Source organism: Weissella confusa, assembly GCA_041871065.1.
Classification (GTDB): domain Bacteria; phylum Bacillota; class Bacilli; order Lactobacillales; family Lactobacillaceae; genus Weissella; species Weissella confusa_A.
Genome location: CP168942.1, coordinates 928,705 through 953,362 on the forward strand (window position 1 = coordinate 928,705; position 24,658 = coordinate 953,362).

Genomic DNA, 24,658 nt, shown 5'->3' on the forward strand with positions numbered 1-24,658 from the left:
GAATTTAAGCGAATTCTTTTGCAGCTTCAATAATTTGGTCAGCGTGTGAGTAAATATCAATTGGCTGATTAAATTCGATTTGTGTATTCTCTTTGTCTTTTAGCACAATCCATGAACGTGAAGAGTTAAAGTATGCGCGGAGTACCCAGCGACGATTATTATCGTCAATTAGGATGTTAAAGTACGTCGTATTATCTCGGTAAAACACTCGGTTAGATGGAATGATCTTGCTAAGAATTAGCTTGGTGATTGTGTATGCTTCAAGTTCGTCTTCAGTAGTGACTATTTGATTATCTGATTTTTCAATCGAAGAATCTTCGGTAGTAACGACAATCTCTTCATCATTAGAAACCTTTGTGGAGTTAAGTGCGCTTGATAAGCGGTCGTTTACGCGTTCGCTGATTAATGACTGAACGGCGCGTGACACCATTGGCTTAAATTCGTCGATAACATTTTGACGCTTGACACCGTCGTAACCAATTTCGTCAAGAACAAGCCTCACAAAGTCATCGTTTGGTGATTCAATGGCATGTGTGAAAAATGCTTTGATTTGACTAACGTACTTCAAGTCTGAGGCTGTGCTTGTGATGTTTTCTGAATCAAAGTTCTCTTTAACGAACTTAAATAATTCGTTAATCTGAGCGTCCTTCAAGTCAGTCATATCGATGGTCAAGAACGGCTTTTCATCCATGATATTTTCTTTTTCTAAATCGGTGTAGAAACGGTACTCACGACCGTTTGTAATGATTGCGAATTTTGCATCTACAACGTTGAAATAGCGATTGGTTTGAGTAGTGTGCTTATCAAGGGAAGCATTCAACTCTTTTGCCTCAACGAGAATCGCTACTTGGCCATCAAGTTTAATGGCGAAGTCTACTCGTTCACCTTTTTTAACACCCGAAACATCAGCAGTAAATTCTGGAATGAATTCAAGCGGATTAAATACGTCATATCCCAAAGCAGAGAAAAATGGCAGGATCAACGAGTTTTTTGTCTGTTCTTCGTTTGTAATAGTTCCCCCAAATTGTTCAATACGAGATGAAAATTGCTTCATTTTTGAAGCGAACTCTTGCTTTTCCATTTTATAACCCCTAATATTCCGAAGCTTTTAGCGTCATTCACGTTTGGACGTGTTGATTATTTTGAGATAATCGCTTTTGCCATTGTCCTAAAATGAGGTGGCAAGACTTGAAAACCAATAAAGTCCAACAAGTTATTGCTTTTTTCTGGAATGGCGGTAGCGAGTTAAGAAAGTCTCTCGATTTCACCAATTTACCAAACATAAACTTAGCTATTTCATGTGACTTGAATTTCTGTTCATCAGCCAGTTGTGATGAGAACCTATTTTAGCCGGCGTACAAATTGAATAATAATATTATAGGCTAGCAGGGAAATTTGAAATGAACGTAAAGGAAGCGCGAATTGTAATGGAAAGTGCGAGTGGGCGAGAGTTTTAATCCGCATTTCCTGTGGAGTGACATGAACAACCCGTGTAATTAGTCAGGTGAAGCATACTTATCCCGTTTGAATTTAATGGACAGAAAAATAAAGTGACAAAAAATCCACAAGTCGATAGCTTTTATTGTCGCTATGCTGGGACCGGTTTTCTTAGAATTTTTCTATGTTCAAGTCTGGTTTAAGTCGCGTTCACTACCATAGCAAGCAAAGTGATATTGAGGAGGCGCTTATGCCAAGTGAGAATGCAGAGAAACCAAGAAACTATCTCTATGAGGTGGACCTATTGCGCGTGTTGTTTATTTTCAGCGTGATTGCGACGCACGTGACGACGAAAATTAATGAAGCAATTCCAAATGATACATTTGCTTCACAGTATTTATTTGCGACGCACATGACGCTACACTTCAGTCGGTTGGGCTTTATGTTCGTGTCTGGGTTAGTCATCTTTTTGAACTATTACGCTAAGAAACTGGATATTTGGCGGTTCTGGCGGAAGCGGTTCTTCGGGATTATCTGGGCGTACCTGCTTTGGATTTTGATTTATACCAGTATTCAAGCGGCGATTCAAAATGCGACGGCTACCGAATTCTGGCGTACATTAACAAAGAACTGGTTGTATGGGGATGACTTCTACATGTACTACGTGATCGTGACGCTACAGTTCTATCTAGTTTTTCCGGCGTTGCGATGGTTATTTAAGCGATTTAATCACGAGCGATTACTTGTAGTTTCGCTGATTTTGCAACTAATCACGTTGACGGTTATCAAATATGTTATTCCAAACGTAGATACGTCGCACTGGCTATGGTGGTTTAGAGAGTACGGCTACAATTTCTTCACGTATCAATTCTATTTTGTACTAGGTGGCTACGTGGCTATTCACTATCATCAAGTGATGTCGAAGCTAATGATGTATCGCCGTCAATTAACGGTGGCCGTGGGGGTGCTGGGTGCCTTAACAATTGCTGTGTTTGGCATTAATCGAAATGTTTTGGATCGCACAATTGATCAAGCACAAAACGTGCATCAACCGTTTGTCTTATTCTATGCGGTGGTTGTCATTGCATGGGCGATGACACTCGGTATGAAGTATGCCCAAGTACGCGAAAACAATGAGCTGCCAAAGTGGGTAGTGGATGCAGTATCATTTGGGTCAAAAATTTCGTTTGGTATGTATCTGAGTCAAACTGTCATTTTGACTATTCTAAGTGCGTTACTCTCACATCTGTCGGTGGATTCATGGCTGCTATTGGTAACAGTACCAGTAAGTTTGCTGGTGGTCTTCGGGTTCACATACTTTCTCTCTGGTATGCTGTATCGCACGCCGAAGCTCAGCGTTTTAGCGGGCAAGTCACCACGGCGTTCATAAATGAATGTTCATTCTTTTAAAATGTGGGTTGCTTTAATTTAATGCCGTACGAACGGCCATTTCCTGGTATACTTAAGGGACGAGTAAGTCCAAGGAGGACCTTTGAAATGAAGTTAGAAAAGATGCCCGCCGAATTCGTGGCGGCGCTACCAATTCTTGAAACAATCGAAGCAGCCGGTTTTGAAGCGTACTTCGTTGGTGGATCAGTGCGTGACACTTTGTTGGGCAAGCCAATCCACGACGTTGATATTGCGACTTCTGCCTATCCTGAAGAAGTAAAGGCTTTGTTTGATCGTACAGTTGATACTGGTATTGAACATGGCACAGTGATGATTTTGGATCACGGCCAAGGTTATGAGACGACGACGTTCCGAACGGAATCAACGTACACGGATTTCCGTCGTCCTGACGAAGTAACGTTCGTCCGTTCACTAGAAGAAGACTTGAAGCGTCGGGATTTCACGGTGAATGCCTTTGCGTTGACGAAGGACGGCGAAATTATTGATATGTTTGACGGCTTGTCAGACATGGACAATCATATCTTGCGTGCGGTTGGCGAAGCGGAAGAACGTTTCCACGAAGATGCGTTGCGCATGATGCGTGCGGTTCGCTTTGCGGCGCAATTGGACTTCAAGATTGAAGAGAGGACGCTACAAGCTGTTAAGGATAACGCACACTTGTTGGCCAACATTGCGATTGAGCGTACGAATGTCGAATTCACGAAGCTCCTTCAAGGTAAGGCAGCACGTTATGGTTTGCTAGAAATGATTGCCACGACGTTGAACAAGTACATGCCCGGTCTTGAAACGGTCGACATTGATTTGATTGGCTATGCGGACTTGTTGGCTGATCAACAACCAGCCAACGATGAAGAGGCCTGGACGTTGTTGGCCTTCGAACTTGGTTTGACACCTGAAGATGCAGGTATGTTCTTGAAGAAGTGGAAGCATTCAAATGACATGGTGAAGACCATCAAGGCATCAATCAAGTTGTTGAACAAGTTACGCTTAGGTGATGTTGAAGCCTGGGATTTGTACGAGACTGGGGCAGCAATCGACAACGCACTTCGTGTTGCAACTTTGAGTGAGCTAGTGGTTGATGTGCCAAAGCTTGAAAGTCGCTATGCTGACTTGAAGATTAAGACGAAGAACGAATTGGCCTTTAATGGTGGTGATTTGACTAAGGGCATGGGCCTTAAGCCAGGACCATTGTTTGGCAAGATTTTGGCAACCCTTGAACGTAAGGTCGTTGCTGGTGATTTGGCAAACAACCATGCTGTGTTGCAAGCTGAAGCACAAAAGATGGTAGAGAAAGAGACGAATAAGTAATGAAGCAACTACGCGCGACTGATTTAAAGAGTGTTTATGGTGAGAAAACACTACTTGACCAAGTATCTTTTTTGATTGAAACGGGCGACCGTGTCGGGATTGTTGGTGTGAATGGAACTGGTAAGACAACTTTGCTGAACGCCATTTCTGGTTTGAACCCAGCTGACAGTGGCTCAATCGATACGCCAAATGACTACACGATTGGTTATTTGCAACAAGAGCCACCACTAGACGGTGACAAGAAGGTGATGGAAGCTATCTTTGCTGGTGCGCAACCAGTGTTCCAATTGATTCGTGATTACGAAGCGGCTTTGGAAGCTTATTCAGCTAACCCAACTGACGAGAAATTGTTGAACCGTTACACGAAGTTGGAACAACAAATGACGCAAGAAGATGCTTGGGTAGCTGAGTCTGAAGTGAAGACGATTTTGACGCAATTGCACTTGCCTAACTTGGATTTGCCGGTGTCAGCTTTGTCTGGTGGACAACGTAAGCGTGTTGGATTGGCCCAAGTGTTGATTCAAGCGCCTGACTTGTTGCTTTTGGACGAGCCAACCAACCACTTGGATTTTGATTCAATCGAGTGGTTGGAAAAGTATTTGTCTGATTACAAGGGTGCTGTGATGACGGTTACCCACGATCGTTACTTCTTGGATATCGTGACGAACCGCATTTTTGAAATGTCATTTGGTAAGTTGTACGAATACATTGGTAACTACGAGAAGTATGTGACGTCTAAGGCTGAACGTGTTGAGGCTGAAGCGGTTGCTGAACACAAGTCTGCCCAACTTTACAAGAAGGAATTGGCTTGGATGCGTACGGGTGCGAAGGCCCGTTCTACGAAGCAAAAGGCCCGTGAAAATGCCTTTGCTGACTTGGCAGAGCAACAAGGAACCCGCCAAGTTGAAGGCGACGTTGAAGTGAATATGGGTCAACAACGTTTGGGTAAGAAGGTTATCAACATTGAACATGCTAGCTTGGCCTTTGATGGTCGTGTGATTTTGGATGATTTCAATGAATTGATTCAAGCGAACCAACGCATTGGAATTACCGGTCCAAACGGAACCGGAAAGTCAACGTTGTTGAATGCGATTGCAGGTGTACAACAACTAGATTCTGGTGTGATTGAAATCGGTGAGACGGTTAAGATGGCTTACTACACACAAGTCACAGAACCAATTCCTGAGGACAAGCGCATGCTGGCATACCTTTCTGAAGTTGCTGAAGAAGTGACTGATCGTGATGGTAACGTTGTGTCTGCTGCTGAACTGTTGGAGCAATTCTTGTTCCCAAGCTTCATGCACGGTACGTTGATTCGTCAACTTTCAGGTGGCGAGAAGCGTCGTTTGTACTTGTTGAAGTTGTTGATTCAACAACCAAACGTGTTGCTTTTGGACGAGCCAACTAACGACTTGGATATCGGCACGTTGACGGTTTTGGAAGATTATTTGCGTTCATTCGCTGGTACGGTTATTACCGTTTCCCACGACCGTTACTTCTTGGACAAGGTTGCTGACCAATTGATTATTTTCCGCGGTGCCGGTCAAATTACCCGTTACCGTGGGATGTTCAGCGATTACTTGGCGGAATTTGGTGCACCGACGACGGATGCTCAAAAGCCTGCTAAGCCAGCTGTTGAAAAGAAGCCGGTCGCTGAGACGCCGAAGAAAAAGAAGTTGACGTGGGCCGAACAAAAAGAGTGGGACACAATCGAAGACGACATTGCTGAACTTGAGGGGAAGATTAGCCAAATTGAGGCCGATATGGTCGAAAATGGGGCTGATTTTGGTAAGTTAAGCGAGTTGCAAACACAATTAGATGAAACAAACCAAGCGCTCGAAGATAAGATGATGCGCTGGGAAGAGCTATCAGAACGCGTAGAGGGGTAAGCGATAATGGCTGAAAAGATTTTGATCTGGGCACAAACTAACAATGGGACAATTGCGTTGAATGGGTCAATTCCATGGCGCCAAAAGGCCGACATGAAGTTCTTTAAGGAACAAACGATTCACCAAGTGGCGTTGATGGGACGTAACACCATGCTAAGTTTTGGTGGACGTGCATTGCCGGAACGCATTAACATGGTGTTGACACACGACGAGAATTTGGAAGTGCCAGCTGGTTTCGATAAAGTTTACAGTATGGACGAAGCTGAGCGAATTGCTGACGAAAACGACATGAAGTTGGCCGTTATCGGTGGCAAGGCGATTTACGACAGCTACTTGCCGGTGGCCGACATCTTGTACGTTACTTACTTGGATACTGATTTTATGGGTGACGTTTTAATGGCGCCCGTTGATAAGACGATTTGGCTTGGCGAGGAAATTGCTTCTGGTCCAGCCAATGACGACAATCAATACGATTGGCGTATTGTGAAGTACACGCGCCGTTAATTTTGTTACAGTAGCAATTAACATGTGACTTTTTTCAAAAATAGGCGTAAACTGTTCAGGTAAAATCATTTTGGCCGAAAGAGGCTAAGAGGTAGAAAAATGAAGTACGTCGTAACTTTCTTCTGGACGTTCATCTTGGGCGAAATTATCGGTTACATCGGTAGTGCCCTTGAAGGAACTTCATACAACGCAACTACTACGTCATTGTTTGCGATGGTGATTGGTGTAATCGGTACGGTTGCATTTTCAGCTATCTCAAAGTCTGCTGCTCCTAAGGATGCGGCCAAGGCGGAAGATTAATAGTTGTACACACGACTCTAAAAGACCATCCGTTCTGCAGGTGGTCTTTTTTTCGGGTTATCGCTATAATGAAATTAAGTTAAAACGAATTTGAACGATGACGTTCAGGAAGGGGCAGATATGGTACCACTACAAACAAAAACAGCATTCAGTTTGTTACAAAGTCCCATGATGCCAAGTCAACTTGTGGCCTCAGCAAAAGCTAAGGGGTACACCGCCGTTGCGATGACGGACAATGACGTCTTGTATGGCATGGACAATTTTTACCGTGCTGCCAAGTCAGCTGATATCAAGCCGATTTTAGGATTAACGATTACAATTCAGGGGTTGGCGACTTCACAACATTATCCGATTGTGTTGCTGGTTGAGAATCAAACCGGTTATCACAACCTGTTGGCTATTAGTAGCTTGTTGAAGACGACTTCGGATGTTGTGACGTTCGATATGTTGACGGCTTATTTGGCTGGATTATATATTGTGTTGCCGAGTGTCGGCGAGTTGCCAGTTATTTTGGGCGCCGAACCAGACCGTGCAATGGATATGGTGCAAAGTATCAGTGCGGTAAGCGATGCGAACCATGTCTTTTTGGGTGTATCAACGGGGATGCGTGACGAATTGATCGCACAATTACGCCAATTGTCAGAGAACACTGGTGCCCGTTTGCTAGCATTGACAGAAGTTGACTACGCGGACCCACAGGATCAATTTGCGGCACAGGTAATTCGTAAGATTGGTCAAGGTGAAGTTATTGCGAATGTCGCTCAGGCGCAACGTGAACCCGCCACAGCTTATTTGGAATCTGCTGATGAGTGGACGGCTGAATTTGTGGCGCGTGGTTTGGGGGATGCGGTTGCGAATACCGATTGGATTGCTGAGCACAGTGAGTTTGAACTAGTGAAGTCAAAGGTAACCTTGCCGCCGTTTGAAACGCCGAATGGTCAAACGTCAGCTGACTATTTACGTGAATTAGCAACAACTGGGTTAAAGAATCGTTTGCATGGTTTGTCGGTTGATGAAACGGCTTATCAAGAACGTTTGGCCCATGAATTGGATGTTATTGTTGAATTAGGATTTGCGGATTATTTCCTAATTGTCTGGGATGTGCTTAATTTTGCACACAAAAGCGCTATCCGAACTGGTCCGGGACGTGGATCAGCCGCAGGTTCACTAGTGGCATACACGTTATGGATTACAGATGTTGATCCAATTGCGTACGATTTGCTGTTTGAGCGTTTCTTGAATCCAGAACGTGCCCAAATGCCCGATATCGATATTGATATTCCTGATAATCGTCGTGAAGAAGTCCTATCATATTTGCACGAGAAGTACGGTCATGAACGGGTTGCTCAGATTATTACGTTTTCAACCATGGCGCAACGTGCCGTTATCCGTGACGTTGCGCGTGTGTTTGGCTTAAATCCGACACAAATTGATGCACTGTCTAAGTCGATGCCACGTGATGCGGCCAATTTGGAAGCAGCGTATGAATCATCACAGCCTTTCCGTAATGCGTTGATTGATTTGCCGGTCGATGGTGAATTGTTGTATCAAACAGCGCGTAAGTTGGAAGGATTGCCACGTAATTCATCACTGCACGCAGCCGGTGTCGTCCTTTCAGCTGATCCGCTAGTCCAAACAATGCCGGTTCAGTTGGGCGAAGATGGGCGTTTGGTGACGCAATTACCAAAGGAACCCGTTGAAGCGCTTGGATTGTTGAAGATGGATTTCTTGGCACTTTCCAATTTGAACATTTTGGATATCGCGTTACGTGAAATTCAGAAAACAGAAGATGGGGCCAACTTTAATATTGCGAACATCAACCTGAATGATGATGCAACGCTACGTTTGTTCCGTCACGGTATGACGAATGGCGTGTTCCAATTCGAATCAGCGGGTATGAAGAACATCTTGCGTCAGCTGCAACCAGATAGCTTTGAAGATATCGTGGCGGCCAATGCGCTGTTCCGTCCGGGTCCAATGCAAAACATTCCACATTTCGTGGCTCGTAAGCATGGACAAGAAAAGCAAGACGTGCCAGATCGAAGTATGGCGGATATTCTAGCGCCAACCTATGGCGTTATTGTTTATCAAGAGCAAGTTATGCGTGTTGCACAACAATTTGCAGGCTTCTCACTAGGTGGCGCCGATTTGCTACGTCGTGCGATGTCGAAAAAAGACGGTGCTAAGATTGCAGCAATGAAGACAGACTTTATCGCTGGTGCGGTGGCAAATGGTCATGACGAAAAGGTTGCTGAACAAGTATTTGGCTATATCGAAACGTTTGCCGAGTACGGATTTAATCGTTCGCACGCGGTGGCGTATTCAAAGCTAGCGTTCCAGTTGGCTTATATCAAGGCACATTACCCAGCTGCGTTCTACAAGGCTGTTTTGAATGATGCCATCGCCGATAAGAAAAAGGTCGGTGCATATATTGCTGAAGCGAAAGCCTCTGGCGTTAAGCTGCTGGGACCAAGTATCAATCACTCATGGCAAGGTTATTCAATGAATAAGCAGGGTGAACTTCAGATGGGGTTGGCCTCGATTGCCGGAATGCGTCGTGATTTCCGTGAATCAATCTTGAAGGAACGCCAAGAAAACGGGGCTTACAAGGATTTGGGTAACCTGATTGGGCGCCTAGAGAGCAAGTATCGCAAGGTTGAACAACTTGAGCCACTCGTTTATGCTGGCGCACTTGATGAATTTGGTTTCAATCGCAAGTCAATCCTAGCGTCGTTACAAGGTTTCATTGATGCGATTGGATTGGCGGGTGAGTCAATGTCGTTGTTTGCTTCATTGACGCCAAAGGTTCGTGAAATTGAAGACTTTACACCGGCCGAAAAGTTGGGTTACGAGCGTGATTATCTGGGTGTCTATCTCAGTGGACACCCAATTGAGCCATACTTGTCAGCGATTCCTGATAACAGCCATACTGATATTTCGTCATTGGCAGTGGGAATGAACCAGGCGACGGTTGTCATTTATGTTGAGAACGTCAAAAAGATTCGTACCAAGAAGGGCGATCAAATGGCGTTTGTTGATGGTATGGACTTGTCAGGATCAATTTCAATTACGCTATTCCCACAACTCTTCCAACGCGTTGCGCCATTGTTAGTACCTGAAAAGGTTTTGGTAGTGACGGGTAAGGTCGAGCAGCAACGCGGTCGTGATGATATTCAGATTGTCGCGAACACGATTGTTGAAGCAAGCCAGTTTATTAAGCGTTTTGAGAATCAAACCGAGCAAGTGACGGCAACTGAACCGGGTACTGGACGCTGGTATTTGCGTATCACGGCAGCAGCCCAGGCGGCTGGTGCGCTTGATGCGTTGAATGCCGTTGTGATGTCGCATCATGGTAATAATCCGGTGCTGGCGGTATACGAAGCTGATGGTAAGAAGTTGGCGTTGGGTCAACGTAATTGGTTATCGGCTGGGGATGCCACAATGAAGGCGCTACAAGAAGTTTTGGGCGCTAACAATGTTGTTTTCCAGGCAGATTAAATGATTGTTTTTAATGAAGCGAGTTCCAAATTATGAGAACTCGCTTTTTATTTTTCTCAGATTAACTGCAGGAAGAATAAATGACTTATGCTTGTAATACGAATAACTATTAAAAATGGGTGTGAATGCGTTACAATAAACAATAACTATCCGGATGGATAAAGCACGAATGACACGCTGCGGGTTCGAATCCCCATCGGCGGTTGTTTGGAAACAGAGGATAAATATATGGCAGAAGCAAAAGTGTTAACCGCACAAGAAGTGCATGACCTCGTTGCTGGGTACATGAACGAGGACCATGTTAAAAAAGTTGATAAAGCATACGACTTTGCTTACAACCTGCATAAGGAACAAAAGCGTAAGTCAGGTGAACCTTACATTATTCACCCGATTCAAGTCGCTGGCATCTTGGCTGACTTGCATATGGATCCAGATACAGTTGTGGCAGGTTACCTGCACGATGTTGTCGAGGATACTGAAGCAACGTTAGAAGATGTTGAACGTGAATTTGGTCATGACGTGGCGGTCATCGTTGACGGCGTGTCAAAGTTGTCAAAGATTGAATACAAGTCATCACGTGAGCAACTGGCGGAAAATCACCGTAAGTTGTTGTTGGCGATGTCACACGATATTCGTGTCATCATCGTTAAGTTGGCTGACCGTTTGCACAACATGCGTACATTGAGCGCGTTGCGTGAAGAAAAGCAAAAGCGCATTGCGTCAGAAACGTTGGAAATCTACGCACCATTGGCTGATCGTTTGGGAATTATGACGATTAAGTGGGAACTAGAAGATATGTCTTTGCGCTATCTTGAGCCAGAGGCATACCACGACATCGCTAAGTCAATGCAATTGCGTCGTCAAGAGCGTTTGGAAATCGTTGACCAAGCAGTTAGCGATATTGAGCACGCGATTACAGAATTGCATTTGCAACACGCCGAGGTGTACGGCCGTCCAAAGCACATCTATTCAATCTACCGAAAGATGGTGGACAAGAAGAAGAAGTTTGACGAGATTTACGACTTGTTGGCCATCCGTGTCTTGGTAGATACAATTCCTGAAACATACGCCGTATTGGGCGCTATCCACGCGCGTTGGACGCCAATGCCTGGTCGTTTCAAGGACTATATTGCGCTACCAAAGGCAAATGGTTACCAATCATTGCACACGTCCGTAATTGGACCAGGTGGTCGTCCGCTTGAAGTGCAAATTCGTACGTACCAAATGCACGAAGTTGCTGAATTCGGTGTGGCTGCACACTGGGCCTACAAGGAAGGTAACTTTGCTGGGGCTGATGTACAAAATGCGGACCAACAAAAGTTGAACGTGATCCAAGGAATCTTGGAATTGCAAGAAGATGCGCGTGATGCTGATGACTTTATGGAATCGGTTAAGGGTGACCTGTTCACGGACCGTGTCTTTGCCTTTACGCCAAAGGGTGACGTGATTGAATTGGCAAAGGGTGCTGGCCCATTGGATATGGCGTACAGCATCCACACCAATGTGGGTAACCACACAACAGGTGCCAAGGTTAACGACCGCATGGTGCCGTTGGATTACCCAATTAAGACGGGTGATATTGTTGAAATTGTGACGTCACAAAACGCCAAGCCAAATCGTGATTGGATGAATTTGGTATCAACGCGTCGTGCCCGTAACAAGATTAAGCAATACTTCCGTAAGTTGGATAAGGACGATAACATTGAAGCCGGTAAGAAGATGGTTGCTGACTGGCTAGCTGAAGAAGGCTTTGATGTTGAAGAATTGATGCAAGCTGACAACGAAGCGAAGGCAGCTGAAAAGTTGCACTTCCTTAGTGTTGACGACATGTATGCGTCACTTGGATTCGGTGACTTGAAGCCCCAAGGTGTGGCAAATAAGTTTACGGAAGAAAAGCGTGCGGAACTTGAAGAAGCGCGTCAAGCAGCCGAACAAAAGGCCATCTTGGAAGAACACCAAACGATTGAAAACGAAAGCAAGAAGTCTAAGGAGAAGCCACAGCACGGTGAAGATCGTATTGTGATTCAAGGCGTTGATAACTTGTTGGTTCGTTTGGGTCGTTGTTGTACACCAGTACCCGGTGATGAAGTTATCGGGTATGTGACCAAGGGTCGTGGTGTGTCTGTCCACCGTTTGGGATGCCCAAATTTGCGTGCAGCTGAAACGGAAGGTCAACGCTTGGTTGATGTTGCCTGGGAAAAGCCAGAAGGTGATACGAAGAACGAGTATGACGCTGACTTGGCCGTGGCAGCAACTAACCGCAACAAGTTGTTGAATGACGTTATTCGTACAGTGAATAACACAACGAAGTCATTGAACTTTGTTAACGGGCGTATTGATCACAATAACAACGTGAACATTTCATTGAGCGTCGGCGTCCGTAACTTGGAACAATTGGAACACATCATGGATTCGATTAAGAATGTCAAGGATATCTATGAAGTAAAGCGAGCATTTAAGTAATGAGAGTTGTCTTACAACGAGTATCATCAGCGAGTGTGACGGTTGACGGCCAAGAATTGGGCGCAATCGATCAAGGGTACATGTTGCTTGTCGCCATTCAAGATGCGGATACGGAAGCTGAATTGGATTACCTGGTTCGTAAGATTACTGGTTTAAGGGTCTTTGAAGACGAAGCCGGTAAGATGAACTTAAGTATTCAAGATGTTGGCGGATCAATTCTGTCAATTTCGCAATTCACACTATATGCCGATACGCGCCGTGGTAATCGACCAAGTTTCACTGATGCGGGTGCACCAGCTTACGCTGAAAAGATGTATGACCAATTTAATACAAAATTGGCAGCGACTGGTTTGACGGTTGCCACAGGGGAGTTTGGTGCTGATATGAAAGTCAGCTTGGTCAATGACGGACCAGTTACAATTATCTTTGATACCGATAATAAATAATATGAATTTTGACGCGGTCAAACAAAAGTCATAGTTTCGCCCTACAATTCCCTAGTAATATGCAATGATATTGATAGTATTGTCTGTTGCGCGTGTGCTACAATACACATATACAAATTAAGACAATTGCGAAGGGAAGTATCGTTATGGCAGAGAAGCTGATTCAATTGCGCGTCGAGGACAATGTCAAGGACAAGGCAGATGAGATTTTCAAGTCACAAGGTTTGACAACTCAAACAGCCATCAAGATTTTCTTGACGCAAGTTGCGAACACTGGTGAGTCACCATTTAGCAACTTGTTCTCACGCAATCAATAATTTGTAGAAGTGAATAGAGATTTCGGTTGGGCGTATGCTTCAAGTTTCCTGGGTGGGTAACCAGGGGGAATTTGGAGTATGCGCTTTTTTGTTTTTGTGGGACTTATATAAAATAAGTTGTAGGAGGTAGAGATGGAAATTTTGATGATGTTAGGGTTGCTTGTTGTGACGCTGGGATTCGGCTGGATTGCCGGCAAGTTAGGGTTTGCGAAAGTTGTGGGACAGCTAATCGCCGGTGTGGTTGTGGGACCAGCGTTGCTCGGGTTTGTTGAACCATCACATTTGATGCACGTTGTCTCAGAATTTGGGGTGATGTTGCTGATGGTGAACGCCGGTTTGGAAACTGATGCGCGACAATTATTGCAAAACTTCAAGGCGTCTAATTTAGTTGCTTTGATGGGTGTTGTTGCACCGTTAGCGGTATTTCCGGTTGTTGCCTTATTGTTTGGTTACGAGTGGCAAATTGCGTTGTTCTGGGGTGTTGTGTTTGCTGCAACGTCAATTTCAATCACCATTTCAGTTTTGGGTGAACAAGGTAAACTTGGAACTGTTATGGGCGCCGTTGTGTTGGGCGCCGCCGTGCTAGATGATATTTTAGCGTTGCTATTGGTGACGGCCTATGCTGCCTTTATCGGCGGATCAGGACTGGGATTAAACACGGTGATGCCGATTATTGCGTTTGCAATTGGTGTATTGCTTCGTCAGTTACCAAAGTCAGATAAGCTGTTGCATACGACTGAGTTGTTTGGCGAATGGACAGTGTTCCCAATTTTCTTTGGATCAATTGGGCTTAACGTCGTCTTTCATAACTTGGCTGAAACATGGTGGATTATGGTCTTGCTAACGGCCTTGGCGGTGGCTACAAAGTACTACGGTGCCGGATTCGGTGCGCGTATGGCGCGACTGGACAAGCACACCAGTAACGCAATTGGCGCGGGGATGGTATCGCGTGGTGAAATGGCGCTGGTAATTGCCCAAATTGGGGCAACTGGCCACATTCTATCGAACCAGGTGTTTGGTGAAATGGTCATTGTTATCATTGCGTCAACGATTATTGCACCTTTGATGATGCGTCCGTTGATTGCGAAAGTTAAATAGAAACAATAAAAAACAGGACCTGAGAACTCGTTGCGAGTCATCAGGTCCTGTTTAATGTTGTATCTTACAATGGGTCAACGTCGTAACGCTTCGTACGCAACTCTTGCTTTTGTGCCTTAGTTGGCTTGAACAAGAAGTCGAAGTAGGCTGCGCGCCAGTCATCGAAAGAAATAGCCAATTCAGCAATGTCTTCAGGAATGTCGGCACGTGGGATACGGTCGATGTCTGGGTGCTCAGCAACGTAGCTTTCCATCCAGTCAGCAATCTTAGCGTGACCTTCGTTTTCCTTTTCAACGTTGAACCAGTTCGTTGTCTCGTAGTGAATCAAGTCATCTTCAACGTCGAACAATTCCATCGTTCCGTGAACACGGAATGGACGAATCAACTTAACGTCTGGGTTGAACTTCCAAACGAAGTTACCAGGCGCAGTTTCTTCAACGTCTTCAAGTTGCACGACAGCACCAGCCATGTTTGATGGCAAACCAGCTTGCTTCAATGCGTATGATGTAACGACCAAGTCGCCACGGTGATCAGTTCCAAATGGGTAAACCACACCAATCTTTGATCCGACCAAGATGTCGATCAAGACTTGTGGTTCCATACCAACAGCCTTCATAGGATGTATCTCACTTTCAAATAAATAGATGTCTATTTATTTTAACAAAACTCTGGGAAAATGTCAGAAATGAATTCGAATTAGTTTACATATAACGCCTAACTTCTGGTAAACTAGAGTAGACAGAAAATGGGTTTACTGACGGCATGTCAGTTGAACAACGGCTTTGCCAGCGCTGTGGCATCGGACTACCTTAGGTTGATGCAGCTGATGCAAAGAGATATATGGAGAAAATAATATGACACACAAAATTGGAGAAATCATCTCAGCCAAGGTGACGGATGAGAACGACAAGTATTACTACGCACAAATTGACGGTTTGACATACGAAATCGACAAGAGTGAATTGCAAAAGCCATTGAAGATTGGTGGCGTTGTAACTGGATTTGCATACGAGAACGAAAAGCACAACTTGCAAATCACGAAGAATATTCCTGACGTTCGTCTTGGCCACTATGCATGGGGTGAAGTAACGGATATTCGTCGTGACCTTGGTGTCTTCGTGAATATCGGTTTGCCAAACAAGGATGTGGTTGTGTCACTTGATGAGTTGCCAACAATTAAGGAATTGTGGCCACAACGCGGTGACAAGTTGATGATTACGTTGCGCATTGATAAGAAGGATCGTTTGTGGGGTGAATTGGCCTCAGCTGACATCCTGCAAGCTGTGCGTATTCCAGCTAAGCCTGATATGAAGAATAAGCAAGTTAAGGCGACAGTTTACCGTTTGAAGATGGTTGGAACGTTGGTTATCACACCAGATTACAACTTCGGCTTTATTCACCCGGACGAGCGTCAACGCGAACCACGTCTTGGTGAAGAAGTTGATGCACGTGTTATCGGTGTACGCGAAGATGGTGTGTTGAACTTGTCATTGCGTCCACGTGCTCACGAGGCAATTTCAGATGACGCAGCGATGTTGTTGGCGTTGTTGCAACGTTCATCAACGCACAGCTTGCCATTTACTGATAAGTCAGATCCAAAGCAAATTAAGAAGTACTTTGGTATGTCAAAGTCACAATTCAAGCGTGCAGTCGGAAACTTGTACAAGCAACGTAAGATTACGCAAAACGAGAATGGATTGTTCTTGGTAGAAGAAAGCGACGGCGAATAAGATGTTACATCAGGTAGGTCGATATGAAGATAATATGGTTGACTTCCTGCACTATCTGACGGTGGAGCGGGGGTTGTCAGCCAATACGCGGGCATCCTATCAGCAAGACCTGCGTCATTTCTTTACGTATTTAATTGAAAAAGAAAAGTCGATGCCGTTGGCGAATATCGACCGCTTCACGATTATGGCCTTTCTCGGTGAGTTAGAGAAAAACGGTAAGTCACGTAATACGGTCATTCACATGGTGTCGACATTACGAAAGTTTTTCCAATTTGCGACCAGTAATAACTGGGTGGCGATTGATCCAATGACACAAGTTGATCCGCCCAAAAAAGCGCAACATCTGCCAGCTGTATTAACACTGGCTGAAGTTGAAGCATTGCTGGCTGTGCCTGACCCCAACACACCGTTGGGGTTACGTAACCGGACGATGCTAGAGGTGATGTATGCGACTGGTTTGCGTGTAAGCGAGTTGGTTAATTTACGCTTGGATAATTTGCACCTAGAACTTGGCTTGATTCAAACGCTTGGAAAAGGTGACAAAGAACGCATTATTCCGATTGGGGATGTTGCGTCGCACTGGTTGCAACGATATCTAACCGATGGGCGACCATTTCTTGGTAAGCAACAAGATGAACAAGTGATTTTCTTAAATGATCACGGCCATCAATTGACACGCCAAGGCGTCTGGAAGCTGATTAAAGGCTGGGTGACGGCGGCAGGTATTACCAAGGATGTCTCACCACACACGTTGCGTCACTCGTTTGCGACGCACATTTTGGAAAACGGTGCTGATTTACGCATTGTGCAAGAGTTGCTCGGTCACGCTGATATTTCGACGACTCAGATTTATACACATATTTCAAATAAGCGTTTGACTGAAGTCTATGGCAAAAGTCATCCGCGTGCTTAATTAAGAAAGGAGGCCACACATGTTAGTTGTGGTACGCAAAGATCAACCGAAAATTGCGATGGGGCTATTGTCTTATTTGCCACGTCTACACGATGTGGCTTCTGTACAACGTGAAATCGACTGGTATCAAGCCAGCGACGCACGTGAAATCCTGCTCTGGCAATCAACCGAAACGCAACACTATGTGGCTGTACTTGGTGTTGAAGCAGTGTTTGATTCAATCGTGTTGCGCCTGGTAGTATTTGGACCGGAAGTGCCGGTTACATCACGTATCGCCGTTGGTTCAGAAATATATGAAGCGATGAAGCTACGATACCCAGATAAAACGATTGTTGGTACGATTAGCACGCAACCAATCTTGACGGAATGGCGGAAGTATTTGCATCATGGCTGAAGATTTAACGTATCGCTTGAATGACTTTGAAGGACCGCTGGACTTGCTCCTGCACCTGATTAAAGTCAACGAAATGGATATTATGGATATTCCGATTGTTGAAATTACGGCGCAGTACTTGGCGTTTTTGCATCAAGCGGAAGAACGAAACTTAGATATTGCTGGTGAATTCTTGGTAATGGCGGCTACTTTGATGTCAATCAAGGCGTCATATTTAATTCCGAAAAACGAAGAATTGACATATGACGAAGAACTGGCTGAATTTGTGTATGAAGAAGATCCACGTGAGGCCTTGATGGCCCAACTTTTGGAGTATCAACGTTATCAACAAGCAGCTGATGACTTGCGCGAACGCGAAGAAGGACGTCAATTGCAGTTCTCACGTGCGCCGATGGCGATTCCAGACGATATTTACATAGCGCCATTGCCAGAAGGCTTAGGGTTGTTTGATTTGCAACTGGCTTTTAACCAAATGGTTGCTAACCGTACGAAGAAACAAGTTCGTCCGCGCACAATGCGTGGTGAAACGTGGTCGATTAGTGCTCAAATGAAAACGATTGTGGCACGGATGACACCGGGTGAAACGATAGAATTTGAAACTTTCTTTGGGGAACATGATAGTCGCGATAAGATGGTTACGACCTTCCTAGCCATGCTAGAGTTGGTGCGTCACCAACATTTGCGTGTTGCCCAAGAAGATGAATATGGTGCCATTTACCTGACCTTAGGTGATGTGCCATATGATGAAACTGCAGATGAGGGAGTCGATTTTGACGATGAAGACTAGCTTACAACAAATTGAAGGTTTGCTTTTTGTAGCCGGGGATGAAGGCATCACGGTTGCAGAAATGGCGGATGCGACTGGTTTCGCGAAGCCTGCCGTCATTGGCTTGTTAGAAGATCTTGCCGCCAAATACGAGAGCGACGAGAATAGTGCGCTCGACGTTTTGAAGACTGATGACCAGTATCAATTGGTTACCAAGTCGGAACTTGCTGAGACGATTCACCGTTACTTTACGGCGCCATTGACAACGGCTTTGTCACAGGCGTCGCTAGAAGTTTTGGCGATTATTGCGTATAAGCAACCAATCACACGAGTTGAGATTGACGAAATTCGTGGGGTGCAATCACAAGCAACGATTCAAAAATTGGCACTACGTAATTTGGTAGAAGGACGCGGCCGTTCTAATGAACCGGGTCGCCCAATCCTTTACGGGACAACCGCTTATTTCTTGAACTACTTCGGTTTGAGTGATTTGCAAGAGTTGCCACCATTGGTAACTGCTGAGGCGTTGGATGCCTTGCGTGCCCAAAAGGATGTGGCATTGCCTTTGATGCCAGGAGAAGAAGGTGGATCTGCATTTGATGTGGCCCTACCAGAGCTTGCTGAAACAGCAGAAAGAGAAGAATAACATGGCAGAACGATTGCAAAAAGTGATGGCTCAAGCGGGAGTTGCATCACGTCGTGCATCAGAACAATTGATTTTGGATGGTAAAGTAACGGTCAACGGTAAGACAATTCACGAATTGGGAACTAAGGTTGAGCCGTCAGATAAGATTGAAGTGAGTGGTGAACCAATTGACTCACGTGAAAAGTTGGTTTACTTCTTGTTGAACAAGCCCCGTGGCGTTGTGACAACAAACAGTGATGATAAGGGTCGCGCAACGGTTATGGACATTGTCGATGAACCTGAGCGTGTCTACCCAGTTGGTCGTTTGGACTACGATACAACCGGTGTTTTGTTGTTGACGAACGATGGTGAATTGGCCAACAAGTTGATGCACCCACGTTACCGTATCGACAAGGTTTATGTTGCTAAGGTGAAGGGAATTCCAACGAACGAAGAACTAGAGAAGCTTCGTCATGGTGTCACAGTTAAGACAAAGCAAAACGGTCGTTACACGACATTTAACGCTGCGCCTGCCCGTGCTGAAATCCAATCAACGAACACTAAGAACCACACGGCGATTGTGAAGTTGACGATTCACGAGGGTAAGTACCACCAAGTTAAGGAAATGATGAAGGCGGTTGGTCATGAAGTGTTGAAGTTGACTCGTGAGCGTTACGGTATGCTTGATTTGACTGGTTTGACACCAGGTGAGTACCGTCCTTTGCGTTACGAAGAAGTACAAGCGTTGAAGGCTGGTAAGCAATACCGCAAGTCAGCAGGACGCTGGTAAGCTATAATTGAGGCGTCTGGGGCTTCCTGGAGGCCTCTTTTTTGTCATTAAAAGGGGAAGGTTATGAGTAAAAGTCGATTAGAAGCGTTTAGTGATGGAATTTTTGCAATCATCATTACAATTATGGTATTGGATTTGAAAATTCCGTCAATCGGTACTTGGGCGGGAATTGGCAATGCTGCGTGGCTAAGTACTTTCTTGGCTTACTTGGTAAGTTTTATTATCACGGCTAGTTTTTGGGTTAGTCACCACTTGATTATTAGTAATATCGAAAAAGTAGATAGTGGTGTCTTGTGGACCAATGCATTGACGTTTTTGCCAATGTCTTTGGTACCCATTACAACGGCTTGGTTTGGTGAATTTCCAACCCGAGTGGCACCAAGCGTGACTTACGGGATTGTGTATGTCATGTCCGTGATTGCTTTGTATAACTTGAGTCATGTCATCGCGAAGCACTTGGACGATCCAGCGCAACAAAAAAGAATGTGGCGCGTCAATCGTAGTCGCCTTTGGTTAATCGGCATTGGGCTGATTGGAACGTGCTTGGCCTTTGTCTGGCCACCAATTACCGGTGGTATGGTTTTTGTTATTTCAGGTGGGTGGCTATTTTTACGTAATGTCATCCACGTTCGAGCTATTCAGGACATGTAACCGCTCGACTTTTGTTACAATTACAGTAAGATGAAGAACTGTGGAGAGGTGATGTGCCTCTCACAGAAACGTTTCACAGTGATTGTGATGAAATTTGAATGGGGGGATGCAAGATGGCAACACCAGATACACGTTCTGGCCGGAATTATATGAAAACAGGCCCTGACATGTACGCTTTTGCGAAGGAACACAAAGTTGCCGGTTGGCCTTGGCTATTGAAGCCAATGGGCTGGCTTGGCCGTAAGCATTTTAAGAACATTGAGAATTCACTTGCTGATGACGAAACGGTAGTCGTCGCTTTCTTAACAAAGATGGCTGGGCTGACCGATGCGGGTGAGCCGACTGGTCGTTACAAGTGGTATGCATTTGCGCTTGGTGATTCTGGGACTTTGTATTTCGCACATTGGCGTCCATTCCATTTGGATTCTTTGCGTATGACGCTTGATCAAGTGAACACAATTAATCCTGACACTGGTATTATTCGTGGCCGTTTGCAAATTCAAACCTTGCAAGGAACCCAAGATTTGACGTTGAAGTGGTTTGCACCACAGATTCGCCGTATCTATGATTTGTTGAATAATGAGAAGCATGATTACGACAAGCTACGCCACAAGGTTGACCTGGACGGTTGACCATTAGTTAGTCGCGTGCTAATCTTAACCTACAATTGAATATCTTCAGGGCAGGGTGAAATTCCCGACCGGCGGTAACTGCGTTTTGTAGAAGTCCGCGACCCACACCAGGTATTGGTGTGGCTGATACGGTGTGAATCCGTGACCGACAGTAAAGTCTGGTATGCAGAAGAAAAAATAGATTGACTGGTCACAGCCGGTTTCTTTGTGTCGCCCTGGCATGAAGGAACCGGCTGTTTTTACGACCAGGTGGAGGTTTGTTGTTATGAATAAGACGCGTCGTTTGACCGTTATTGCCTTATTAGCTGCGATATCATTTGTTTTGATGATTTTCCCGCAGTTCCCATTGATTCCTGGTGCATCTTTTTTGAAAATTGATTTTTCATTTGTACCAGTTTTGTTGGGTGCGTTGATGCTTGATTTGAAGAGCGGTTATGCCATTTTGCTGCTACGTTCATTATTGAAGTTGTTGTTGAACAATGAAGGTGTGAATGATTACATTGGCTTGCCAATGAATATTATTGCAATGGCGGTCTTACTGACAGTGATTATGCTAATTGTGAAGCGCCGAGATATCTCAGCCAAGCGCTATGTTGTTGGCGCAGTACTAGGCACACTTGGTTTGACGTTGGCGATGGTGATTTTGAACTACGTTTATGCGGTGCCGCTATATGCGATGTTCGCTAACTTCGATATTGCAAAGACAATTGGTCTTGGAACATATCTACTATGGATGGTTATTCCGTTCAATCTGATTGAAGGGGCAATTCTAACAGCTGTCTCGGGTTTGGTCTATTTGGGGTTGCGTCAGATTATTAACACGACCTGCTCACAACTTAATTAAATAAGTCCTATTCTGCTTGCACCGTTTTGGTTTCTTCATTACACTTGGAAGAAATACATGAGAGGTGGTCAAGCAGTTGACAAATGATTTCTTGATCACCCTGTTTTCGGCGTCTGAACCTCGTCGTCACAGGGTGATTTTTGGTTTATTGAAGCGTCAGGTAACAGTGTCAACGGAATATTGGGGTTTGCGCTACGGTTTGTTGCAAATCTCAGGTTTGATGCCTCGCCTAGATAAGGACACGTTTGATGCCCGCATTAACGCATTGGAGCAAGCTGGGTTATTGGTTGAAGCTGGGGAAGGTCAATTGCTTTTGACGCCAGCTGGTCAAGATGCCCAAGCTGAATACGCTGCAAATCACTATATGCCGGAACACTTGGGCACATTGCTGAAAGTAGACGTGTTGACCTTTATGCAAGCCTTTTGGTTGGCAAATCAAGTGGTCTCAGAAGTGGCTTACAGCAATAAGAAGTATTATCCTTTGCAGATTGATCCACGTACAATGCTCACGGTTAAGACATGGTATGGCAACATGAATTCACCACGTTTGGTTGCAACTTGGGCTTTGACGATTCAACGATTCTTGCAACGTCGACCGCAAGAAGATGCAGACCGCTTGGTAGCGACGTGGGTTGGTCACGAAACGCCAGGTCTAAACTTTGAACAGTTGGGCTTCCCGGCAACGTGGACGGAAGATGATTTCTATTTCTGGCAGATTGATCAATACGCAATCTGGTCAGAAGAATTGCAACGTGGTGCGAACACACCGTTGAAGTTGTTGTGGGATTTGGTTGCCCACCGTCCATTATTGCCAAACAGTGTGCAAGCGTCATATAACGGCGTGATTGCTGGTCGCCCAATGGACGAGATGGTCCAGAGTCGTCGCCTAAAGATTGGGACGATTCGTGAGCATTTGTTGACCGCGGCTATTTGGCTACCTATGAATGATTTTCCATATAAGAACTACTTAACACCGGATGTGGTTGCACACTTTGAACAAAACCTAACCGGACCGATTAACGATTGGGAATTTAGCATGGTTCGTACATCTGACGATCCGCTAGAGTTCTTCCTATTCCGTTTGTATGAGATTTATTTGACGAAGCAAGAGGAGGCCGCTCGTGGATAAGACAGCATTGACTGCGGTTCTAAAAGAAAAGTTTGGCTTCGACTCATTTAAGCCGGGCCAAGCAGAAGTGCTTGAAGCATTGACTGCTGGTAAAAATACCTTGGCAATGTTGCCAACTGGTGGTGGTAAGTCATTGATTTACCAAATGATGGGGAATATGCGTGATGGTTTGGTTATCATCGTGACGCCGTTGCTATCATTGATGCAAGATCAAGTTGCACGCTTGAACTATGCCGGTGAATCAAAGGTAGTGGCCTTGAATTCAACGTTGCCACAGGATGCCCGTCGTACGATTTTGCGTAGTTTGGACCAATACAAGTTCTTGTTTGTGTCACCAGAAATGTTGGGACAAACTGTTGTGCAATCTGCTTTGCGTAAGGTGAAGATTAACTTGCTGGTGGTCGACGAAGCACACACGATTGTCAGTTGGGGGCCGGATTTCCGACCTGATTACTTGGCGTTGCCACAAGTTCACAAGAAGCTTGGTCAACCACAATTGTTGTTGTTGACGGCAACTGCAACACCAAAGATGATGACTGATATTACGATGCCATTTGGTTTGCCTGAAGCAGACTGGTTTATTTATCGTCAATCAGTGGATCGACCAAATATTTATTTGCACACGGAAACGTTGGCAAATGAAGGGCAAAAGCGTGAGCGCTTGGCTGATTTGGTGCGCCAACTACAAGGCCCAGGAATTGTTTATTTCTCAAGTCGTAAGTTGGCAACTTCAATGGCGGATTGGTTGGCAGAAAATACGGGTCGTCGGGTTGCGGCTTACCACGCGGGACTTGATACGATGTCACGCTACCGCATCCAACAACAATTCATGTTGGGACAAATTGATGTTATTGCCGCGACATCAGCTTTTGGTATGGGAATCGATAAGGATAATGTCCGTTATGTGATTCACTACCACTTGAGTAATGACTTGGCTAATTATCTTCAAGAAATCGGTCGCGCTGGTCGTGATGGCGAACAGTCAGCCGCCATTTTGTTGTACGTGCCTGGTGATGAAAACCTACAGCTAAATATGATTGATGGCACGATTCCGAACCGTGAAGTGGTCATGGGATACTATGATAAGCGCTTCGGTGCCGACGAAATTGGTCGTGACAAAGCAAATTTGCTTGATTTTTATGCTAAGCAAGGCATGAATCCGGATGAAGTCGCCACGATGTTTGAGGCACGACGTCAACAGCGCCAACAAGATTTGTATAACTTAGTTAATTATGCAAAGTCTGATGCGGGATTGCGTCGCCAATTGTTGGATCACTTTGGCGACGATGCTAAGTCAAATGATGAGGCTGAATCGGTTGGTGTTGTTGATTGGCATCCAGAAAACTTGTCGTTAGTAGCTACTGAAGCACCGACGGAACTAGCAGGTGTGACGGATTGGCGCACGCAAGTCGCAAAACTTTTTAATTTAGGTTAAGGATTAGGTGTGACACTCAAAATTGAATGCGAGTTAGTGTATGCTTAGTAGTATTCAAAGAGAGAAAGTTAGGAGACCA

23 protein-coding genes and 1 riboswitch are annotated in these 24,658 nt (G+C 45.0%); of the genes, 21 read left to right on the forward strand and 2 right to left on the reverse strand.

The window, feature by feature from the left end; translation table 11 throughout:
- Positions 1-4: 4 nt before the first annotated feature.
- Positions 5-1,081: a type I restriction endonuclease gene (locus ACAW68_04105; GenBank protein ID XGA16750.1), complete on the reverse strand. Its 1,077-nt coding sequence runs from the start codon at positions 1,079-1,081 to the stop codon at positions 5-7.
- Between the two features lie 606 nt (positions 1,082-1,687).
- On the opposite strand from ACAW68_04105, the gene ACAW68_04110 reads away from it, so the two are divergent.
- From ACAW68_04110 to ACAW68_04155, 10 genes are all read left to right on the forward strand, one after another.
- The gene (locus ACAW68_04110) at positions 1,688-2,827 is read left to right on the forward strand and encodes an acyltransferase (protein ID XGA16751.1); all 1,140 of its coding nucleotides are present in this window, start codon (positions 1,688-1,690) and stop codon (positions 2,825-2,827) included.
- Between the two features lie 107 nt (positions 2,828-2,934).
- The gene (locus tag ACAW68_04115) at positions 2,935-4,155 is read left to right on the forward strand and encodes a CCA tRNA nucleotidyltransferase (protein ID XGA16752.1); all 1,221 of its coding nucleotides are present in this window, start codon (positions 2,935-2,937) and stop codon (positions 4,153-4,155) included.
- The gene (locus tag ACAW68_04120) at positions 4,155-6,044 is read left to right on the forward strand and encodes an ABC-F family ATP-binding cassette domain-containing protein (protein ID XGA16753.1); all 1,890 of its coding nucleotides are present in this window, start codon (positions 4,155-4,157) and stop codon (positions 6,042-6,044) included. The genes ACAW68_04115 and ACAW68_04120 overlap by 1 nt, the downstream gene beginning before the upstream one ends.
- Before the next feature lie 6 nt (positions 6,045-6,050).
- The gene (locus tag ACAW68_04125) at positions 6,051-6,548 is read left to right on the forward strand and encodes a dihydrofolate reductase (GenBank protein XGA16754.1); all 498 of its coding nucleotides are present in this window, start codon (positions 6,051-6,053) and stop codon (positions 6,546-6,548) included.
- Positions 6,549-6,647: 99 nt separating this feature from the next.
- Positions 6,648-6,848: a YjzD family protein gene (locus ACAW68_04130; GenBank protein XGA16755.1), complete on the forward strand. Its 201-nt coding sequence runs from the start codon at positions 6,648-6,650 to the stop codon at positions 6,846-6,848.
- 120 nt (positions 6,849-6,968) lie between these two features.
- Entirely contained in the window at positions 6,969-10,346 is a 3,378-nt protein-coding gene (gene dnaE, locus ACAW68_04135; protein XGA16756.1) for a DNA polymerase III subunit alpha, read from the forward strand.
- A gap of 228 nt (positions 10,347-10,574) precedes the next feature.
- A complete protein-coding gene (locus ACAW68_04140; protein XGA16757.1) occupies positions 10,575-12,809 on the forward strand; it encodes a bifunctional (p)ppGpp synthetase/guanosine-3',5'-bis(diphosphate) 3'-pyrophosphohydrolase in 2,235 nt (744 codons plus the stop codon).
- Complete coding sequence (gene dtd / locus ACAW68_04145) at positions 12,809-13,255, forward strand: D-aminoacyl-tRNA deacylase (protein ID XGA16758.1); 447 nt, start codon at positions 12,809-12,811, stop codon at positions 13,253-13,255. The genes ACAW68_04140 and dtd overlap by 1 nt, the downstream gene beginning before the upstream one ends.
- A gap of 146 nt (positions 13,256-13,401) precedes the next feature.
- Entirely contained in the window at positions 13,402-13,572 is a 171-nt protein-coding gene (locus ACAW68_04150; protein XGA16759.1) for a type II toxin-antitoxin system RelB/DinJ family antitoxin, read from the forward strand.
- Positions 13,573-13,704: 132 nt separating this feature from the next.
- Positions 13,705-14,670, forward strand: a complete 966-nt coding sequence (locus ACAW68_04155; protein ID XGA16760.1) for a cation:proton antiporter — start codon at positions 13,705-13,707, stop codon at positions 14,668-14,670.
- Positions 14,671-14,734: 64 nt separating this feature from the next.
- Here ACAW68_04155 and ACAW68_04160 read toward each other — a convergent pair whose 3' ends face one another.
- Positions 14,735-15,286, reverse strand: coding sequence for a hypothetical protein (locus ACAW68_04160; GenBank protein XGA16761.1), 552 nt, complete (start codon positions 15,284-15,286; stop codon positions 14,735-14,737).
- 238 nt (positions 15,287-15,524) lie between these two features.
- On the opposite strand from ACAW68_04160, the gene ACAW68_04165 reads away from it, so the two are divergent.
- From ACAW68_04165 to ACAW68_04215, 11 genes are all read left to right on the forward strand, one after another.
- Complete coding sequence (locus tag ACAW68_04165; protein ID XGA16762.1) at positions 15,525-16,400, forward strand: S1 RNA-binding domain-containing protein; 876 nt, start codon at positions 15,525-15,527, stop codon at positions 16,398-16,400.
- Position 16,401: 1 nt separating this feature from the next.
- Positions 16,402-17,313, forward strand: coding sequence for a site-specific tyrosine recombinase XerD (gene xerD / locus ACAW68_04170; protein ID XGA16763.1), 912 nt, complete (start codon positions 16,402-16,404; stop codon positions 17,311-17,313).
- A 19-nt stretch (positions 17,314-17,332) separates the two neighbouring features.
- Positions 17,333-17,707, forward strand: a complete 375-nt coding sequence (locus tag ACAW68_04175; GenBank protein ID XGA16764.1) for a reductase — start codon at positions 17,333-17,335, stop codon at positions 17,705-17,707.
- Positions 17,700-18,494 carry a ScpA family protein gene (locus tag ACAW68_04180; protein XGA16765.1) on the forward strand — a complete coding sequence of 265 codons (795 nt, stop codon included), beginning with the start codon at positions 17,700-17,702 and terminating at the stop codon, positions 18,492-18,494. The genes ACAW68_04175 and ACAW68_04180 overlap by 8 nt, the downstream gene beginning before the upstream one ends.
- Positions 18,484-19,119: an SMC-Scp complex subunit ScpB gene (scpB, locus tag ACAW68_04185; protein XGA16766.1), complete on the forward strand. Its 636-nt coding sequence runs from the start codon at positions 18,484-18,486 to the stop codon at positions 19,117-19,119. Before ACAW68_04180 ends, scpB begins: the two co-directional genes overlap by 11 nt.
- A gap of 1 nt (position 19,120) precedes the next feature.
- Positions 19,121-19,888: a pseudouridine synthase gene (locus ACAW68_04190; GenBank protein XGA16767.1), complete on the forward strand. Its 768-nt coding sequence runs from the start codon at positions 19,121-19,123 to the stop codon at positions 19,886-19,888.
- 63 nt (positions 19,889-19,951) lie between these two features.
- The gene (locus ACAW68_04195) at positions 19,952-20,539 is read left to right on the forward strand and encodes a TMEM175 family protein (GenBank protein ID XGA16768.1); all 588 of its coding nucleotides are present in this window, start codon (positions 19,952-19,954) and stop codon (positions 20,537-20,539) included.
- 113 nt (positions 20,540-20,652) lie between these two features.
- Complete coding sequence (locus tag ACAW68_04200; GenBank protein ID XGA16769.1) at positions 20,653-21,171, forward strand: hypothetical protein; 519 nt, start codon at positions 20,653-20,655, stop codon at positions 21,169-21,171.
- A gap of 37 nt (positions 21,172-21,208) precedes the next feature.
- Positions 21,209-21,349: riboswitch (FMN riboswitch) on the forward strand.
- Positions 21,350-21,436: 87 nt separating this feature from the next.
- Positions 21,437-22,015 (forward strand): ECF transporter S component, encoded by a 579-nt coding sequence (locus ACAW68_04205; GenBank protein ID XGA16770.1) that lies wholly within the window; start codon positions 21,437-21,439, stop codon positions 22,013-22,015.
- A gap of 76 nt (positions 22,016-22,091) precedes the next feature.
- Entirely contained in the window at positions 22,092-23,144 is a 1,053-nt protein-coding gene (locus tag ACAW68_04210; protein XGA16771.1) for a hypothetical protein, read from the forward strand.
- The gene (locus tag ACAW68_04215; GenBank protein XGA16772.1) at positions 23,137-24,579 is read left to right on the forward strand and encodes an ATP-dependent DNA helicase RecQ; all 1,443 of its coding nucleotides are present in this window, start codon (positions 23,137-23,139) and stop codon (positions 24,577-24,579) included. Before ACAW68_04210 ends, ACAW68_04215 begins: the two co-directional genes overlap by 8 nt.
- Positions 24,580-24,658 lie beyond the last annotated feature (79 nt).

Excerpts from the sequence above, each read along its gene's own strand:
- ACAW68_04120 (XGA16753.1), top strand. The coding sequence starts at position 4,155 with ATGAAGCAACTACGCGCGACTGATTTAAAGAGTGTTTATGGTGAGAAA.
- ACAW68_04105 (XGA16750.1), bottom strand. The coding sequence starts at position 1,081 with ATGGAAAAGCAAGAGTTCGCTTCAAAAATGAAGCAATTTTCATCTCGT.
- xerD (XGA16763.1), top strand. The coding sequence starts at position 16,402 with ATGTTACATCAGGTAGGTCGATATGAAGATAATATGGTTGACTTCCTG.
- ACAW68_04175 (XGA16764.1), top strand. The coding sequence starts at position 17,333 with ATGTTAGTTGTGGTACGCAAAGATCAACCGAAAATTGCGATGGGGCTA.
- ACAW68_04195 (XGA16768.1), top strand. The coding sequence starts at position 19,952 with ATGAGTAAAAGTCGATTAGAAGCGTTTAGTGATGGAATTTTTGCAATC.
- ACAW68_04165 (XGA16762.1), top strand. The coding sequence starts at position 15,525 with ATGACACACAAAATTGGAGAAATCATCTCAGCCAAGGTGACGGATGAG.
- dnaE (XGA16756.1), top strand. The coding sequence starts at position 6,969 with ATGGTACCACTACAAACAAAAACAGCATTCAGTTTGTTACAAAGTCCC.
- ACAW68_04130 (XGA16755.1), top strand. The coding sequence starts at position 6,648 with ATGAAGTACGTCGTAACTTTCTTCTGGACGTTCATCTTGGGCGAAATT.
- ACAW68_04200 (XGA16769.1), top strand. The coding sequence starts at position 20,653 with ATGGCAACACCAGATACACGTTCTGGCCGGAATTATATGAAAACAGGC.
- ACAW68_04160 (XGA16761.1), bottom strand. The coding sequence starts at position 15,286 with ATGAAGGCTGTTGGTATGGAACCACAAGTCTTGATCGACATCTTGGTC.
- ACAW68_04155 (XGA16760.1), top strand. The coding sequence starts at position 13,705 with ATGGAAATTTTGATGATGTTAGGGTTGCTTGTTGTGACGCTGGGATTC.
- ACAW68_04115 (XGA16752.1), top strand. The coding sequence starts at position 2,935 with ATGAAGTTAGAAAAGATGCCCGCCGAATTCGTGGCGGCGCTACCAATT.
- ACAW68_04140 (XGA16757.1), top strand. The coding sequence starts at position 10,575 with ATGGCAGAAGCAAAAGTGTTAACCGCACAAGAAGTGCATGACCTCGTT.
- ACAW68_04190 (XGA16767.1), top strand. The coding sequence starts at position 19,121 with ATGGCAGAACGATTGCAAAAAGTGATGGCTCAAGCGGGAGTTGCATCA.
- ACAW68_04125 (XGA16754.1), top strand. The coding sequence starts at position 6,051 with ATGGCTGAAAAGATTTTGATCTGGGCACAAACTAACAATGGGACAATT.
- scpB (XGA16766.1), top strand. The coding sequence starts at position 18,484 with ATGAAGACTAGCTTACAACAAATTGAAGGTTTGCTTTTTGTAGCCGGG.
- ACAW68_04205 (XGA16770.1), top strand. The coding sequence starts at position 21,437 with ATGAATAAGACGCGTCGTTTGACCGTTATTGCCTTATTAGCTGCGATA.
- ACAW68_04110 (XGA16751.1), top strand. The coding sequence starts at position 1,688 with ATGCCAAGTGAGAATGCAGAGAAACCAAGAAACTATCTCTATGAGGTG.
- ACAW68_04180 (XGA16765.1), top strand. The coding sequence starts at position 17,700 with ATGGCTGAAGATTTAACGTATCGCTTGAATGACTTTGAAGGACCGCTG.
- dtd (XGA16758.1), top strand. The coding sequence starts at position 12,809 with ATGAGAGTTGTCTTACAACGAGTATCATCAGCGAGTGTGACGGTTGAC.
- ACAW68_04150 (XGA16759.1), top strand. The coding sequence starts at position 13,402 with ATGGCAGAGAAGCTGATTCAATTGCGCGTCGAGGACAATGTCAAGGAC.